This is a genomic window from Draconibacterium sediminis (assembly GCF_000949475.1).
Lineage (GTDB): Bacteria > Bacteroidota > Bacteroidia > Bacteroidales > Prolixibacteraceae > Draconibacterium > Draconibacterium sediminis.
Genome location: NZ_JRHC01000002.1, coordinates 102,626 through 119,988, shown reverse-complemented (window position 1 = coordinate 119,988; position 17,363 = coordinate 102,626). Strand labels below are relative to the sequence as shown.

At 36.3% G+C, this 17,363-nt stretch carries 15 protein-coding genes; 10 read left to right on the top strand and 5 right to left on the bottom strand.

What is annotated here, in order from left to right:
• The first annotated feature begins 148 nt into the window (after positions 1 to 148).
• Positions 149 to 1,471 (top strand): cation:proton antiporter, encoded by a 1,323-nt coding sequence (locus tag LH29_RS10450; RefSeq protein ID WP_045029370.1) that lies wholly within the window; start codon positions 149 to 151, stop codon positions 1,469 to 1,471.
• Positions 1,472 to 1,473: 2 nt separating this feature from the next.
• Positions 1,474 to 1,755: a cation:proton antiporter domain-containing protein gene (locus LH29_RS25110; protein WP_045029368.1), complete on the top strand. Its 282-nt coding sequence runs from the start codon at positions 1,474 to 1,476 to the stop codon at positions 1,753 to 1,755.
• Positions 1,756 to 1,847: 92 nt separating this feature from the next.
• Here the strand turns inward: LH29_RS25110 and LH29_RS10440 are convergent, their stop codons facing one another.
• The 5 genes from LH29_RS10440 to LH29_RS10420 form a co-directional block, all read right to left on the bottom strand.
• Positions 1,848 to 2,045, bottom strand: coding sequence for a hypothetical protein (locus LH29_RS10440; protein ID WP_082063577.1), 198 nt, complete (start codon positions 2,043 to 2,045; stop codon positions 1,848 to 1,850).
• Between the two features lie 11 nt (positions 2,046 to 2,056).
• Positions 2,057 to 2,299, bottom strand: coding sequence for a hypothetical protein (locus LH29_RS24290; protein WP_157493663.1), 243 nt, complete (start codon positions 2,297 to 2,299; stop codon positions 2,057 to 2,059).
• Between the two features lie 611 nt (positions 2,300 to 2,910).
• On the bottom strand, positions 2,911 to 5,427 hold the full coding sequence (locus tag LH29_RS10430; RefSeq protein WP_052670773.1) for a TonB-dependent receptor: 2,517 nt from the start codon (positions 5,425 to 5,427) through the stop codon (positions 2,911 to 2,913).
• Positions 5,414 to 6,331: a FecR family protein gene (locus LH29_RS10425; RefSeq protein ID WP_045029366.1), complete on the bottom strand. Its 918-nt coding sequence runs from the start codon at positions 6,329 to 6,331 to the stop codon at positions 5,414 to 5,416. The genes LH29_RS10430 and LH29_RS10425 overlap by 14 nt, the downstream gene beginning before the upstream one ends.
• 56 nt (positions 6,332 to 6,387) lie before the next feature.
• The gene (locus LH29_RS10420) at positions 6,388 to 6,912 is read right to left on the bottom strand and encodes an RNA polymerase sigma factor (RefSeq protein WP_045030191.1); all 525 of its coding nucleotides are present in this window, start codon (positions 6,910 to 6,912) and stop codon (positions 6,388 to 6,390) included.
• Positions 6,913 to 7,015: 103 nt separating this feature from the next.
• Between LH29_RS10420 and LH29_RS10415 the strand changes: the two genes are divergently transcribed.
• The 8 genes from LH29_RS10415 to LH29_RS10375 all read left to right on the top strand — a co-directional run bounded on the left by LH29_RS10415 (position 7,016) and on the right by LH29_RS10375 (position 17,363).
• Complete coding sequence (locus tag LH29_RS10415; protein WP_157493662.1) at positions 7,016 to 8,071, top strand: hypothetical protein; 1,056 nt, start codon at positions 7,016 to 7,018, stop codon at positions 8,069 to 8,071.
• Positions 8,072 to 8,108: 37 nt separating this feature from the next.
• The gene (locus LH29_RS10410) at positions 8,109 to 8,798 is read left to right on the top strand and encodes a hypothetical protein (protein WP_045029360.1); all 690 of its coding nucleotides are present in this window, start codon (positions 8,109 to 8,111) and stop codon (positions 8,796 to 8,798) included.
• A gap of 372 nt (positions 8,799 to 9,170) precedes the next feature.
• A complete protein-coding gene (locus LH29_RS10400) occupies positions 9,171 to 9,569 on the top strand; it encodes a hypothetical protein (RefSeq protein ID WP_045029357.1) in 399 nt (132 codons plus the stop codon).
• Positions 9,570 to 9,680: 111 nt separating this feature from the next.
• Positions 9,681 to 11,306, top strand: coding sequence for a tol-pal system protein YbgF (gene ybgF / locus LH29_RS10395; protein ID WP_045029356.1), 1,626 nt, complete (start codon positions 9,681 to 9,683; stop codon positions 11,304 to 11,306).
• A gap of 9 nt (positions 11,307 to 11,315) precedes the next feature.
• Positions 11,316 to 12,284 (top strand): M14 family zinc carboxypeptidase, encoded by a 969-nt coding sequence (locus LH29_RS10390; RefSeq protein WP_082063573.1) that lies wholly within the window; start codon positions 11,316 to 11,318, stop codon positions 12,282 to 12,284.
• 16 nt (positions 12,285 to 12,300) lie between these two features.
• The gene (locus tag LH29_RS10385; RefSeq protein ID WP_045030189.1) at positions 12,301 to 13,875 is read left to right on the top strand and encodes a 7TM domain-containing protein; all 1,575 of its coding nucleotides are present in this window, start codon (positions 12,301 to 12,303) and stop codon (positions 13,873 to 13,875) included.
• The gene (locus LH29_RS10380) at positions 13,868 to 14,737 is read left to right on the top strand and encodes a sugar-transfer associated ATP-grasp domain-containing protein (RefSeq protein ID WP_082063569.1); all 870 of its coding nucleotides are present in this window, start codon (positions 13,868 to 13,870) and stop codon (positions 14,735 to 14,737) included. The genes LH29_RS10385 and LH29_RS10380 overlap by 8 nt, the downstream gene beginning before the upstream one ends.
• A gap of 1 nt (position 14,738) precedes the next feature.
• The gene (locus LH29_RS10375; RefSeq protein WP_198152423.1) at positions 14,739 to 17,363 is read left to right on the top strand and encodes a tetratricopeptide repeat protein; all 2,625 of its coding nucleotides are present in this window, start codon (positions 14,739 to 14,741) and stop codon (positions 17,361 to 17,363) included.

The following is a 17,363-nucleotide window of genomic DNA, read 5'->3' as shown; positions in this document are numbered from 1 at the left end:
ACGATATCAATATTTTATAAAAACTAGGCTGGGATGTATAAAGATTATATAAAGACAGTTTTTATGACTTACAATTTTGACTCTGGCGCTGGTTCTTATCAATAAAATAACAGTATTTTTCACTAAACTATTTTATTAAAAACTAAGGATGAATTTATACATCACTATAATAATTTTGGGAGTACTTATTTTTTTATCGCACGTTTTCAATCAACTTTTCGATAAAACAAAAATCCCCAATGTTCTTCTGCTACTTTTAATTGGTATAATTATCGGACCGGTAAGTGGAATTGTCACCATCGACTTTTTTGGTAAACTTGGCAATGTTTTCACTACAATTACACTTGTTGTAATTTTGTTTGAAAGTGGCGCTGGCCTCCACTTCAGAGAAATAAAAAAAGCCATTGGCTCTGCTACGGTATTAACCCTGCTAAACTTTATTATAACAATTCTGCTTACTTCCTGGGTTTCACGCTGGCTATTGGGTGTTGATGTTATGAGTTCTGTATTTATCGGAGCTATCGTTGGAGGAACCTCGTCAGCAGTAGTCATTCCAATGGTGAGGCAGTTAAAGATGGGTGAAAAAAGTACATCCGTTTTAATACTCGAATCGGCGCTAAGCGATGTACTTTGCCTGGTAGTTGGTCTCGCCCTGCTTGATGGAATGGCCGAGAATGTTGTGTCACCCCAAATGATTCTTTTAAAGATGTGGAAGGCCTTTGTTTTTGCCGTAATCCTGGGTTTATTGAGTGGGTTCTTATGGTCAATTTTTATTGGAAAAATAAGAAGCGTGAAAAATTCGATGTTCACCACCCTTGCCTTTGTTTTTGTTCTGTGTGGCGTTGTTGAGTTATTGGGATTAAACGGGGGCATCGCCGTTTTATCTTTTGAAATTATTTTGGGTAATATTGACGGACTGGTTGAATATAAAAAATTCAGGAAGGTTTTTACGTTCAAAAGTTCGGGATTTAATCCGAATGAAAGAGATTTTTTTGCTGAGGTAGTATTTATCATGCAGACTTATTTCTTTGTTTATGTGGGTATCTCACTGCAGTTTGGTGTACCTGCAATTTATGCAACAGGATTTCTAATCGTTTTGTTAATAATTGCTTTTCGTATTCCGGGTGTCGTTTATCTTACCGGTAAAAATATTACCAAACCTGAAAAAACAATAATGGCGGTTATGACACCTAAGGGATTGGTTCCGGCAGTGTTAGCTTCTCTGCCGTTACAAAGGGGGCTGGCTCATGGAGAGATAATAATCGACCTGGGGTATTCCATCGTACTTTTCAGTATTGTTATCTGCTCCTTATTGGTAATAATGATTAGTTTAAAACCAAACCTGCTCGATGGTTTCAAAAAACGCAGAATAGAAACGGTTGGATCAGAAGAAATACCTTTTGATGTTGTTCAAAATAATTCAACCGAGCATAACCCTTCTGATAATATTTCGGGAGATAAAAATAACTGACTATGTTTCATGCCTTAATCCAGTTGCCATTTAATGAGCCGGTTGTAATTATTACCTTGGTTCTGGTAATTTTGCTCATTGGGCCGGTTTTTTTCGAAAGAATTCGTATTCCATCAATTGTTGGTTTACTCATTAGCGGCGCTATCATTGGTTTGCATGGATTCAAATTGGTTTCTCCCGATTTGGAATTCAATCTTCTGGGGACAATGGGATTATTGTATTTGTATTTTATGGCAGATTTCATTGGACAATTCTTTGTTAAAGTTAAGAGACACTTTTCATAGATCATAATTATTTTAATGGTCTGTTGCAATGTTGTTTACTTTTAGCATCACACTGAGAAAATTATCAATAACTCAATTGGCTTTTTAATTGTTCATATGGCGTTTTCCATCATGGGCTGAATGTGGTGAGTGATAGTTTTAAATTTCTCCCAGGTTTCTAAATTTTTCCCAAAATCAACATCATCCTTAAGAGATAACAGTTGGTAAAATTCATCCTCTTCGGTGCGATGTGAGCGTTCAATGTTGCCTTTCAACTGTGGAGATCCTGGCTTTATTAATACGCGCCTCATTCCATGGTCTTCTATGCGCAATGAAGTTTAGTCTGGAACTCACAAACACGGTCCGTTCGGATGGTATGTATTTCAACCGGGAAACGCTCAATCTCATAGTTAACAAAATCAATGGCACTCTTTTCGTGATCTTTTTCACAGATCTTCAAGGCCCTTATTCTTATGGCAACATCAATTGTTGTAAATTGGTAACGCTTGGTTTTCTCGCCATTATCAGCTTTGAAGATTAAAAACTTAACATCCATTTTGGACATGATGCCATGGCGAAGTTTTGTTGTCCCGTTTCGTAAGTGCTGTTCTTCCGGATGCTGTATCCTCTAATCGGGTTATACCATATTTTGCGAAGATGCGATAGACACTTGAGTCCGAAACTTCGATGTTGAAATATCTTTCCAGGAGCCACTTAATCAGTATTGGTCCTATTGGAAATTCCTTTCTTATTTAATGGATTTTATTTACAATATCACATCCCACTCTTAGTTGATATGCCCGATCCTCTTTAATCCGAAAATAGTGCTTGACTCCATATTTTTGTGGCGGGATTTCCATTCATAATAGGTTGATCTTAGTATCTCAATTTTTTACAAGCCTTAAAGATATTTTTCTCTTGCTACATGAGTTTTAGTACAAGTAATTTGCGTCGATGTTGAAGAGTGTTATTTACTCGTTTTTTGAATTCCTTTTCCATAATTCTAAATTATTGGACATTTGAAATTTACTCAAGTGTCCAACATTACCTGGAATCTCAGCGCCTTGTTACAAACAATGACTTAAAAGGGATAAATCATTTCAAAAGAAATAGGGTAATTTGATTAATTAAAATTGAATCCCTTATTGTTATTTTAACCCGAAATAGGAACAAAATCTATAACAAAAATCTCACACTAACATTTGGCGTAGTTTTCAAGGCATTCTGGCTAATCATTCTAATTTCTCCAAGTCCATTTACCTGGTAGTAGATATTAATGGTGTTTTTTCTATTTAAAATATTCCAGATAGATGCTCCAATCTCCCCATTAATTTTACCAATATTGAATTTATATTTTGTAGAAATATCAAATCTCATAAATTCATCGGTTCGAGAACTATTCGGATCTTGGTATACAATTTCATTTTTCACGCTTGCCAGTTCTGATTGGAGTTTAGTAAAGGGTTTACCTGATCGCCAATGTAATCCGGTGGAAATGTCAAAATGTTTCAGACCATAGTTGCAACCAAGTGACAAAGCGTGTTGAATATCTAAATTATGAGGAAAGACAGAAGGAGCAAAATCGGGAAACGTATAATCATTCCTGGAGATTGAATAATTAATCCATGAGTTCCAGTTTGCAAATCGTTTATTAATTAAGGTTTCTAATCCTTTGGTGTCATATTCCCCCAGAGCATATATATATTCGAATTGATTTTGAAACCCCTGGCTGGGTGATATAATGCCATTAACATTTTTATTATAAGCCTCAAAAGTGATAAGAAGGTCCTTTTTGTTGTAATTGATTCCGAGTGAATACTGATGACTTTTTACAACCGGAACACTTTTGTTATTTGATAATACCCATCTTCTTTTTTCAATACCCAGAAAGTCTGTCTGATAATCAATTGTTTGAGTGGTAAACTGGCTCTTGCTTTCAGCTAACAAAATTAATGAAATGTTATCCATTAATCTAAAATTTAAAGCCACCCTTGGTTCCAACAATAATCTGTCAAATTTATTGAAATAGTTAGCGCGTAAACCAAATCGAAAATAAATTCGTTCAAATAATTTTTTGAATTCTGCTTCGCTGTATATAGCATGAACTCTAAGCACGTCTTTAATGTCTCGGGTGTAATTTGGTTTATTTATGTTATCAAAATTACGTACACCAATTTCATTAAAGTTGTAACCATTTACAATATTAAGATTTTCGTTTAAACTTAAGTGAGAGTGTAATTTAATACCCCAATCAAGCACCTCATTCTTTTGTGAGTGGTGTTGTTCATTTACTATGTCGGCATTAAATCCATCTAGATTGTAATTAGATAAATACACTGATAATAAAGTAGTATGTTTATCACTCCAATAACGAGAATACTTTACATTTGTCGCATAACTCCATTGACTTAAATTGCTTATTTTATTTTTTAAAGTATCCCTAATTAAATTGTTTTCCTCAAACGCAATGTTATTACGAATATTCAAGAAACTAACTTTCATCTTGTCCTTTTCAGAAATATTGTAGAGTAAGCTTGCACTCAGATCATAAAATAAGAATGTATGATACTTATCTGGTCCCAAGCCGTTAAAATGGTTACTTGATGCTTCAGAATGGCCAAATGCACGGTCGTAATAGTTATTGTATGTCGGAGTGGTTATGATATCGTTGATAGATCTTCTGGCCCCCATAAGGAGGGACAATTTGTTATTAACTGGTAATTTCACAAGGGCATCGGTACTAATCAAATTTATTCCTGCACTAAATTCAGATTTATTCGCCAGGTAATCATGTTGTTGCATGTCAATGATACCCGAAACACCTTCCCCATATTTAGCACTCGTCCCGTTGTTTATAATCGTTGTTTTACTAATAAGATGGGAGTTGAAGGCAGATATAAGCCCAAAAAAATGTCCGGTTTGATACATCTTTATCCCATCCCAGAGTACCAAATTCTGGTCGTTGGTGCCTCCACGAATATTAATATCCGATACTGTTTCATTGATACTTTTTACTCCGGGAAAGAGTTGAATTGTATGTAATACATCAGCATCAATAAGTCCCGGCAAAGTTTCAATGTTTTTAACATTTAACTGAACAGAACCATCCAATAACTTATCGATACCTTTGACAATATAATTAATCACAACCTCTTCCAACTCTTGCACATCAGGAATCATTTCGAATACGGCATCACTTAATTCTATGTTTATTTGGTGTAACTGAGTTTTATATCCGGTATACCGTATAGTTAACAGCGAATCTTCTGCCATGTTTGCTACAAATGAAAATTTACCGGAACTATCACTTACTACATAGGTCTTTTTAGAATAGATAATAGCCCCATCAATTATTCGTTGGGATTCCTTATCGATAATGGTTCCCTTAATTTCTAGAATCTGATTTGTTTTAGTGATTGCAATATACTTTGATGATAATATGTTAAATGCCAGGTCAGTTTCTTCTTCAAGAATTTCTATGTGCTGCTCAAGACTTAAAACATCGTCTTTGGGGGCTGCCACATAAACATTCTTTATATTCTTATCCGCATAGTTAAAAGCTACATTGTATTTGGTCTCAAGAATTTTAAGATACTTATCCAATGTTATTTTTCCGGTATCTTGAGCAAAGCAATTTCCACGCAATAAAACCAGCATAAGTAAACTTAATATGAAGACTTTATTTATCTTCAACGGTTATAATATTTTTGTTCTTTTTAATCTTGTAATCTAAATTTATCGGAATGGTAATTGCTTCAATTGAGAGTTCTAAATTATCGTGAGAGAAACTTCCGGTAAATAATTGGTTGAGGTCAACATTTATTGTCTTAACAGAAGTTTCATATTGTCTTTCCAGTTCCTCGAAAACATAAACTAAAGGAACACTTTTAAAAGTACTTTCCCCTTTAAGCCATGTCGGTTCAGATTGATTTGAAATTGTATATTCCGTATCATTTTCACCAATATTTCTAAATACCGAATTGGGTTTTAATAGTACCGATTTTTCACTTGTATTAACCTTAACCAAACCAGTGTAACAAGTAACTTCATAATAACTTCCCCAATCCTTAACATCGAATTCTGTTCCCAAAACTTCTACCGTTCCATTTTCTGTTGAAACATTAAAAAGTGAGCCTTTTTTTACTTTAAAAAACGCTTCGCCTTCTAGTTGAACATTGCGTTCATTCGCCCAATTATCTATAGAATATCTTAATCTAGACCCGGAATTAAGTATTACTAGCGATGAATCCGGCAAATACACTTCGCCTTGTTCTGCAAACCATTCGCCTTTAATATTGATTTTGGAAAAGTATTTATACGAAAAAAGGCTTGTGCCAATAACAAAAATTAATATTGCCGCAATTTTTAACAAAGGGCTAATTTTTTTGTAAAAATTAATAGTTTTTTGCTGGTGGAAAATGTTTTTCGATAACTTGTTAAGTTCAGTGTCAATGCCGTAATCAGGCGCTTTAAAAGATTTAACTGCCTCTAGTAACCTTTTAATTTCTACAAATTCTGAACTGAGTTCAAATTTATTCTTTTCAGTTTCCGATAGTTCTCCGGCAAGCCATTTCCTTATTTTTTCTTCCTTATTCATTGCATTCGAATTCCATTATTATAACAGGTTCAAGTCTTAAAATCCTACCTGTATTGTCAAATTTTATCGGTTTCAACTTTTTTTCGAAGTATTTTTAATGTAGTATATATTCGCTTTTCTACTGTTTTTTTAGAGATACCAAGCAAATCTGCAATTTCCTGATGTTTTTTCCCATCAACCCTATTCAGTAAAAATGTGACGCGTTGTTCTTCTGTTAATTCTTCAATGGCTTTCTTTAGTCGTTCGTGATATTCTTTCTCTTCTAATAAATATTCAGGAGATTCGATGGAATGATCTTTGGGCTTTTGAATGCTATAATTGAGCGCTGTTTTCTTGCGTGAAATTGAATTCAGCATTTCATTGTTTGCAACTGTATAGATAAAAGATTTTGCTTTATCCGGCACAACCATTTTACAATTCTTCCAAAGTTTTTCAAAAGCAACCTGAACAACATCCTCAGGATTGTTATTTTCGCCATATTTGTAATAAAGAAAATTATACAAATCCTTCGAAAGTGATTTGAAAAGCTCATTAAACACTTTTTCATGGCATACATTCTTATTTCGATCGCTCTTGGTCATTATTAATGTTAACGTATTTAAAAGACGAAAACACAAGGTTACAAAAAAAAAATTGAATCGGAGGTAGGACATTTTTTTGATGAACTGTTTAATTCTTGTAAACATGAAATACAATATGAAATCTATAAATTTATATTGGTTGGTTCTGATGGTTACACTAATTGCTTTTGGTTGCCAGAAAGAATATATTGAAATAACAGAACCTGGTGAAGAAGAAGTAATTAGCGCAAATGATACGCTTGCCAGACTAATCCATAATGTCGTTCTTAAAGATGGATCTATCGATAATTTTATCGATAAGTGTAGCGGATTTAGCATAAAATTTCCGTACGAGGTAGAAATTAATGACCAGGTTTTTACTATTAATTCAGATGCAGATATTAACAAATTAAAGTATGACTATTATGAGTATCACGATGACATAGAAATCATTTTTCCTATTACAATTATTCTGCATGATTACACAGAAATTATTTTGAATGATGAAGATGAGTTGGAAGAATTAAGGGAACAATTTGATGAACTGGAAGATGATGATATAGAATGTGTTGATTTTATTTTCCCTATTGAATTGATGACCTATAATATCACTTTTCAAAAGCATGAAAACGTAGTAGTTAAAAATGATTCGGAGTTATACAACTTATTTGACGATTTGGAAGATGATATTATTATTGAAATGCTATATCCAATCCAATTGTTATTTTACAATGAGGATACGATTAGAGTAAACAACAATACTGAATTGAAGGAAATGATATCAGTATTAAGTGATGGTTGTGATGAAGATGATGTGATAGAATTTAATGAAGAAGACTATCCTTTTGCGGAATTATTAACGTCAAATGCCTGGATTGTATCACTTTATTCTGATGCTTCAGATAAAACATCAGCATTTATGGGGTATACATTTGTTTTTTACCCCAATTATACCTTGAAAGCAGAGCATAGCCAGGAGAGTATTCCCGGTGAATGGAAACTGTATATTGAAGAACTAGAAAACATTATTGAAATTGAATTTGATACAGATGACGAATCCTTGGATTGGCTAAATGAAGATTGGGAGATTATCGAAGCTGGAAGTCAGGGAGTTAAATTGATAGCCCAAGGTGATGAAGAGGATAGGAATAAAAATTTATATTTCTCAAGATTAGAATAAATACAGAATGAATATGGATTAACAAAAATTGAAAATTATGAAAAGATTTAAATTAAAACAATTATCAGTTTTACTGTTCTTCGCAATTATTTTTGCTAGTTGTAGCAACGATGATTCTTTAACCGAACCAAAGATCGATCTGAAATTTAATACGATTACTACACCCTTTGTATTAAAATCAACAAGTCAATCAAAATCGTTATCATTTGCTTCCGGAACTATAATTCTTAGAAGAGTTGAATTCCAGGCTCAGACACAAAATGATTCTGTAGGGATTGATTTCCAAGTGGAGATGAATACAAAAATTGACTTTGCAACAGGTAAAACAACACCGGACATTTCTTACGCCGAAATTCCTGCCGGGACGTACGACCAGGTGGAAGTGGAAATAGAACTTCAGGATAATGGGCCGGAACCCGCCATTCGATTAAACGGGACTTATATAGATTTAAGCGGGACAAGCCACGACGTGCTTTTTGAATTTAATTCCGGAGAAAACTTCGAAGTTGAAAAACAGGGGAAAATAACCTTTTCAACAAACGAAAGTGCGCTGGCACAAGTTACCATCGATCCTTCGGCTTGGTTTGCAGCGGTAACAAATGAACAATTGTCCTCTGCATCGAAAGTAAACGGGGTCATAGTTATCAGTGAGAATTACAATTCTGATATTTTCGATATCGTATCCGATGGACTGGATTTGGCAAAGGAAGTTGAAATCAATCAATGAGGTATATACAAATAGATTTGTTCCTGATGGAACAAAAGAGGAAGCGGATAACGCTTCCTCATTCCAAAAATAAGATTACGAGGCATATTGCATATCTCTTTTTTGAAAAAAATGAGACATTGCCGGATGATAAACAAAATCTGGATAACACTTTCGACAAAAACTGGAATTTAGAATAAAGAAACAATCTTACGTACCTAGGATTAACTTTTCTGTATACGCATTCATTAATTAGGTGCATAGGGTCGTTTCATCGTTGCATAAATTATTCGTTAAAAAGAGGAAGTAGAGGCTTCCTCTTTATCTAAACAAAATTTAAAAACGGCACAAAATACCATATTAAAATCTAACAAAAATTTAAATTCAATAAAAATGAAAAATTCACTAAAACTTACCGCTTTTTTACTGCTAAGCTTAGCTATTTTTTCGTCCTGTTCAAAGGACGATGGACTTGTCAATGAGCCAACGATCATTAATAAAGTGGATAATTTCTCGTTCCAGGTTACCAATATGGTAAATGTTACCAAAGTTCTGGAATACACCTGGAGCAATACATCAGGTGTGGCAAAAATATGGCAATCAACGAATTTGCAAAATGGAACCGTGACACTTAAAGTTTTTGACTCAAATAACACGGAAGTCTACTCCAACAGAATCGATGATAATGGAAGTTTTGTAACTGATTCCGGGAATCCGGGAGCATGGAAAATTCAGGTCACTTTAACAAATTACTCCGGTGACATTCATTTTACAGTGCAAAAAGGGAATTGAAAATAAATGCCCTATACGAATGTTGTGGTTTGTTGGAAACCGTGAGAGAAATTAAAAATTACACAGGAAATTGGAAACAATTCAAATCATATAACATTTAACACATCACAAATGGCTAATAAAATTTCATTAACAGCTTTATTCGTTTTAATTGGTGTGATGAATATAAATTTATTCGCACAAACCCTGGTCACCGGAATTACACCGAAAGGATTTATAAAGGGTACGGTGGAACTTAGCGGGCAAATAACGCACAGCGATGTTTATATTTTTATCGAAGGGACATCTCTTGTCGCAATAAGTGATTCCTACGGGAATTATACCATTAGTTCTGTCCCCTATGGCAGCTACACGCTGAAAGCCCAAAAGACTGGTTTTCAGGATGCTTTTGTGAGTAATGTTAATTTAACAAAAGCAGGGGAAACTGTTTCGGTTGGGAAAATAACATTAACAGCAATTCAAAAAAGCAGTTCGGCAGAAGAACTCTTTGTTAAAGCCAATCGTTTGGACATAAAGGGTGAGGACTTGGCAGCGATAGCCTCATACAAGGAGTTAATTGATAAATTTCCTGGTGACAGCCTGGTTATTGATGCGGAATATAAAATTGCCTTTGATTATTATACGCTGGATGACTATGACGTAGCAGAAGCAAGATTTACTTCGTTTATATCAAAATATCCCACACATCCATTAATCCCTCTATCAAATTATTGGTTGGGTAAAATTGAAGCAGTGAAGGAAAACTTTTCCGGTGCCATTTCTTACTATAACAAAGTAGTTAATAATTATCCTACAAATGCAAAGGCTTCAGATGCCCAGTATTCTGTGGGCAGGGCCTATGAGAAGTTAAATGACAATACATCCGCAATAAATGCCTACAAGAAACTGATTCAGGATTATCCATCATCTGCTAGAGCAGGCGATGCGCAGTACAACATTGCAACCATCTATTCATCAGCAGGAAATTACGCACAGGCTATTACCGAATTCAACAAGGTGATAAATAATTATCCGAATACGTCCAATGCTGAAGATGCGCATTATCAGATTGGTTATACAAATTACAGAGCTTCAGGCTATGCAACGGCGATTAATGACTTCTCAACCTTTTTGTCTACCTATCCTGCCAGTTTAAGAACTGAAAAAGCCAAGTATTACCGGGCTATGGCTTATTATAACAACAACCAATTAGCATCGGCGATAGCTGAATATGATTCTTTTATAACCACATTCCCTAAAAGTGACAATAAAGTTTCAGCGATGTATTACAAGGCAAATTGTAAATATGATTTGGAAACATATACTTACGCCGATGCCAGGGCAGATTATGCCGCGATTGTATCCGCACATCCTTCTTCTGATAACGCCGACCAGGCCCAGTATAAAATAGGATGGTGTTACTATAACAGTGATGATTATTCCAACGCGATATCGGAATTTTATAATGTCATTACCAATTATCCACAGAGTACAAAATTACCTTCCTGTTATTATTGGATTGGACTTAGCTATTATCATCAAACGGATTATGTCAACGCGGTTATTTCTTTACAGCATGTGGTTACAACGGAAAGCAGCAACAAAATGGCTGGCGAAGCATGGTATTACATTGCCCGGAGCTATCATAAATCAAGTGACATTGCAAATGCACGTATTGCTTATGAGAAGGTTATCATTGATTATCCGAACTGTTCAAAAGCTGCCAAAGCGCAAAGCTATTTAAATACCTTACCTTAAAAAAGCAGAATGATTATTAAAGGGCTATTTCTCAGGATTCTGCTTCTGCTCATCATGCTGACAGGATGTTCTGACCATACCAACAGGATAAAAAAGGTGCAAAGTTTTGAATGTGACGATACCTATACTTTGAATCTGTATCCTGTTATTGATGAGCTTTACGCTCGGTTAAACAGGATTCATAAAAATTTTCCGGGAAACACCGAATTATTCAGGATTGGCAGAAGCGCCAGGCTTCACAAACCCATTCCCTTGATTCGGATTGGGTATACCGGGGAAGATACAGAATCACGGTTCCTGATTGTTGCCGGCACCCATGGAGATGAAGCGGCGCCGGTAACAGCCCTTTTATATTTTATGGCACGTTTTTTAGACGAAGGTAACGGTCAAAAAATAAGCGTGCAGAAAATTTCGGTCGATATCATTCTCATCCATAACCCGGATGGTTATATCGAAAATGAAAGGGAGAATGGAAAAGGTATTGATCTGAACAGGAATTTTCCATTCGGGAGCATCGAGAAACAACCGGAACCGGAAACCGTTGCTTTGATTAATCTAATAAACCAAAATAAATATAAAGCCAGTCTTTTTCTTCATTCGGGAAATGAAAACATATATGAAAATCTGGTCCGTGTACCCATCGAAAATAACAAGCTGGGACAAGGTGCTTTTTATTCGTCAGGAAATGCTGCACTAACCCGGTTGCGAGATATGATTATTGCTGCAGGAGGCTCAGCGGAGCCTCCCTGGCGCTCATCGTCAGAGATGGTAAACAGCCCCGGGATAGCCTCTGATTGGTGTACGAGCGGTTTCATGATGGAAGAATTAATCCCCATAGGGACCAAAACCTGTTTGAACCCCCATCCTTCGGTTACACTTGAAATTTGCTCGCCTAAACAACCCCTGAACGAAGGAAAACTAAAAAGGGAAGAGGAAGAACTATATGGGATTCTTAATCGTGTTATTTATGATTTTTAACAAAAAGCTGAGAGGGATGAATATTAAAAACATGACCATTATTGTGCTGCTTGCCATATTTGCCGGGCTGGTTCTGATAAAGGTTTTCCTATTTAATTATACTCCGGCCACGGTATTGCCCGAAACCGGGTATCGGGTAACTTTAACAATGGAGGCAACCGGGCATGGGGGAGAAATAAATATCAGGGCAATGCTTCCACCGACAAATGCACATCAGGAAATTTTCGATGAACAGGTTTTATCAGGACCTTTTAATTATTCCCAGTTGAATTCAGGTTTAAACAGAACGGGGATCTGGAACCAGGTAAATGCTGACAGACATCAGGAAATAAGTTATTCGTTTAATGTTATAAGCAGGAAAGTTAGTTTTCTGTTGCCTGAGAAACTACCAATATCCTCCTTAAATAATTCATCAAATCAAAAGTACCTGGAGAATACCGACCTTGTCCAATCAGGAGATGAAGAGCTTGTCCAAGTATTAACATCCCTGGATATTGACAGGAACTCCGATTTAATCGAAGTGCTGACAAAAATTTTCAGTTTCGTTCATAATAATATTAAAACCACCGGATTTTCTGGCAAAACAGATGCTTTGACCGCCTTACGCCTTCAGGAGGCAAGCTGTAACGGGAAAAGCAGGTTAATGGTTGGGTTATTGAGAACATTAAAAATCCCTGCCCGGCTGGTGGGCGGGATTATTCTTAATCCTGGTACAAAAACCGTTACCCATCAATGGCTGGAAGTGTTAATCGGCGATGAATGGGTGACCATGGACCCAACCAATAACCACTTTGCCGAAATGCCCAAAAATTATCTGATTACATCTTATGGCGATGAAGCTTTTTTTCGCCGTACATCAAATGTAAATTTTAAATACTCATTTTCCATTGAACGCGAAGATTTTACCCGTGAATCAGATTATGAAGGGTTGGCAGCTCACCCTCTTAACATCATGAACGCATGGAATTTATTTCAAAAGGCCGGACTGTCATTAAGCTTACTAAGGATTATACTGATGATACCCATCGGCGCCATCGTCACCATTATCTTTCGAAATGTAATTGGACTGCAGACTTTTGGAACATTCTTGCCTGCCCTAATCGCTTCTTCGTTTCGCGAAACCAATTTATTATGGGGCTTGGTTACCTTTTCGATGATAATCGTTACAGGAGCAATTATCCGGTGGGGGGTAAACCGGTTAAAAATCACACACACCCCAAAACTGACCATCCTTTTGGTATTTGTGGTTTTTTCCCTGCTCATTATATCAGCCTCCGGGGTACTGGTTGGAAATATGCAATTAGCCAAAGCAACCTTATTTCCACTTGCCTTGATGGCTATTACCATTGAACGTTTTTCCCTTATCAGCGAGGAAACAGGGACAAGGGAAGCCTTAAAAATTTATGGCAATACCGTCATTACTGTCATTTTTTGCTACATCGTGATTACATCTCTGGCTTTACAAACGTTTGTTCTTGCTTTCCCGGAAACGATGCTTCTGGTAATTTGTGGAGGCTTATATTTTGGAAACTGGACCGGGATGCGTTTAACAGAAGTATGGAGATTCAGAAAAATCCTTTTCAATGAGTAAGAAAAGCAGATATAATCAGATATTGGGGATTAACCGGCGTAACATCGATTTTATTTATGAATACAATGAGCGTAAACATTATAAGATGGCCGATGACAAGCTGGTTTCAAAGGAATTGCTGGAAAAACAAGGATTTCCCACTCCAAGGCTGATTAAGGCATATCGATATTTTTTCGAGTTGAAAAACATTGCACAGGATTTATACGGCCAGTCGGGATTTGTAATGAAACCGGCGAAAGGAAAAGGAGGAAGTGGTATTCTGATTATTGATGAATTTACAAATGGAAAATGGATCACATCGTCAGGTGAGAAATATTCAAAAGAAAGGCTTTCACAACATGCATCTTCCATCCTGAGCGGGGTATATTCATTGGATAATATGGATGACGCTCTGCTGATTGAAGAAAAAATTCAGTTGGATGACCTCTTGAAAAAAATCAGCTACAAAGGAATTCCAGACATAAGGGTTATTGTTTTTAAGAAAACACCAGTGATGGCAATGATGCGGATTCCCTCAAAGCGTTCCAAAGGGAAAGCCAACCTTCACGCAGGAGGGATTGGGGTAGGTATTGACATCGGGTCTGGGATAACTTTTATTGCCCCGGGCCTCTCATCGTCATTCGGCACCCATCCTGATACCGGGGTAATTCTTACCGGGTTACAGCTCCCTTATTGGAGTGAAATAATGGAAATCTCTCAAAAAATACAGGAGGTTGTTCCACTTCATTATCTGGGAATTGATTTTGTAATCGACCAACGCTATGGCCCACAGATTTTAGAGCTAAACGTTCGGCCTGGCCTTGAAATTCAAAATATCAATGGGAAAGGATTGTATAGGGAACTTGAAAAAATTGGAGGTTGAAATGAAAAAACTAGGAATCTTTAAAATATATATTTTCCCTTTTATGGTGTTGATGGTGCTGCTGTTGACCAACTTTTTCAGCAAATTTGGTTTTTTTGAAAAATGGATACTCGATGAAAATAATGTCCGGGTAGTTGTTACTTCACACAACTCAGTCAACAGTATACCTTCGGAAGAAGGCTTGCCAATTGATGAGCGTTTTGGGGGAGAAGAAAATCCTGACGAAAACCAGGGGACAAATAGCTCCTTCATTGCTGCGCGTGAAGCAGAGCTACAAATGGATTATAAAAAAGCGGTTAGTTTATATACCGATGCAGTAAAAAGCGATCCGGACAATCCAAAGTATTTACTTGCGTTAGGGATCGCGTCAATAAAAGAGGGCAATAATGCCGTTGGGATTGAGCAGCTTAAGAACAGCATTGAGCTTGCCCCTGATATGGCTCGTGCATATTTTTATATGGCATATGCATATTCATTACAGGGTAATTCCGATTCAGCAAAAGTTCTGTACCAAAAGGCGATTGACCTGCAACCAAACTATGCCGATGCATATTATAACCTTGGGACAATCCGGTTGAAAGAAGGAAAAAATAATGATGCCATTAACTTACTGAAAAAAGCCAGCGAACTCGACAAATCTGAAAATTCATACAAGACTCATTATAACCTCGGGTTACTTTACCAAAAAGAACAAGAGTACAAAAACGCCATAAAATCCTATAAAAGGGCCATCGAATTGAATCCAGCTCACACTGAATCCTGGTATAATATGGCTTATCTCAATCAGGTGACAGAAAATTACAAAGAATCAGAGGAAAACTATAAAACCGTACTCCGTTTGCAACCTGAAAATGTAAAGGCAAAGTTTAACCTCGCTCTTATCTGCAGCAAAACCAACCGTCACACTGAAGCCCGGGAGTTGTATAATGAGTTACTTGGGCAGAATCTTCTTTACGAAGAAGTTTACGTTAATCTGGCTTTGGATTATATGGAAAAGGGAATGGAAAAAGAGGCACTTGAAATTTATGGGAAGGGACTTAGTCAGATACCAAATTCTGCAAAAATACGCTATAATAGGGGAACATTTTATCTGCGAACTGAAAATTTCGAACTTGCCCGGGCGGATTTAAAACAAGCCTTATTAAATGATTCCGGGAATGAACAAATTCTCTATAACCTGGGATTGGTAGATTTTAAAGAAGCTAAATATTCACAGGCAATACAAAAATTCCAGCAAGTTATACTGAAAGATGAAAAGCATTTGGAAGCCCGGTACAACCTGGCTCTTGCCTTTATGCGGGTAAATAATTTTGAAGAATCAGGGAAAGTTTTTGAAAAGTTGGTTCGGGTGTATCCCGATTATGGACCTGGCTGGCTAAATCTCGGTGTGGTAAAAGCACGGATGGATAGCCTGACTAAAGCAGAGGTTTGTTATCAAAATGCCATCCGTTTAAACCCCGAATATGCTGAAGCTTACTATAATCTTGGTAAAATTTATACTGACTTAAACAAAGTTGATGAAGCCACTGAATATTATAGTAAAGCCACAAATTTTAATCCCGGATTTACAGAAGCCTATTTTAATATGGGAGTCTTGTATTATAGAAGTAAAAAGTATTTAAAAGCAGAAGAAACACTGCAAAAAGCACTACGATTAAAAAAGGATTATACCGAAGCCATGTTTAATCTGGCAAAAGTATATGCTGAGCTAAATAAACCTGACAGCGCTATCGAATTAATAAAACAATTGATTGAACTTCAACCGGAAAATACTGCTGCGCTTAACCAGTTAGGCGTATTATATGCATCAAAAAACCAACCTGAAAAATCTGTAGAACTTTATTTAAGGGCTCTGGAATTTGAGCCGGATAATGTCGACGTTATGTATAACCTGGCTGTGGCTTACGGTAAAACCAACCAAATAACGTTGGCTGAAGAAAAATACAAAGATTTACTTTCCATCGATGCCGGTAATGAAAAATCCTTATATAATCTTTCCTTATTGTACATGAAAGATGAAAATTATAAAAAGACGATAGAGATCCTGCAAAAATTAACACAATTAAATTCAAAACACTACCGTGCCTATTACAATATGGGAATTGCCTACGGAGAAGAAGGCAATTACCCAAAGGCTGCCTCGTGTTATGAAAATGCCATCCGGGTTAAACCGGATTATGCCAGGGCACACTTAAATCTGGCCATCGCTTATAAAAAACAGAGGGAATATGATAAATCAATCGCGGCCTATAATAAAGCCATTGAGTATGATGAAAAATACGAAGAAGCTTATTTCGGATTAGCCAAACTCTATTCCGATACAGGTGACTATGAAAGAGCCGTTTTATATTACCAAAGGTTGTTGAAAATAAATAGAAAGAACAAGAGTGCATTAAATAACCTGGGAGTAACCTATTTGAAACAGAATAAATTTGCAGAAGCAACAGAAATTTTATCGGATTTGGACAAGCTTGCTCCGAACTCCTGGAAAACAAAATACAATCTTGCCCTGGCCGCTCAGGGCATGAATGACATAGTTAAAACGAAGGAGTACCTTATTAAGACATTAGATTTAAATTCCGGTTATATACCGGCAAAGGAGTTGCTCCAGAAAATGGACAATTGA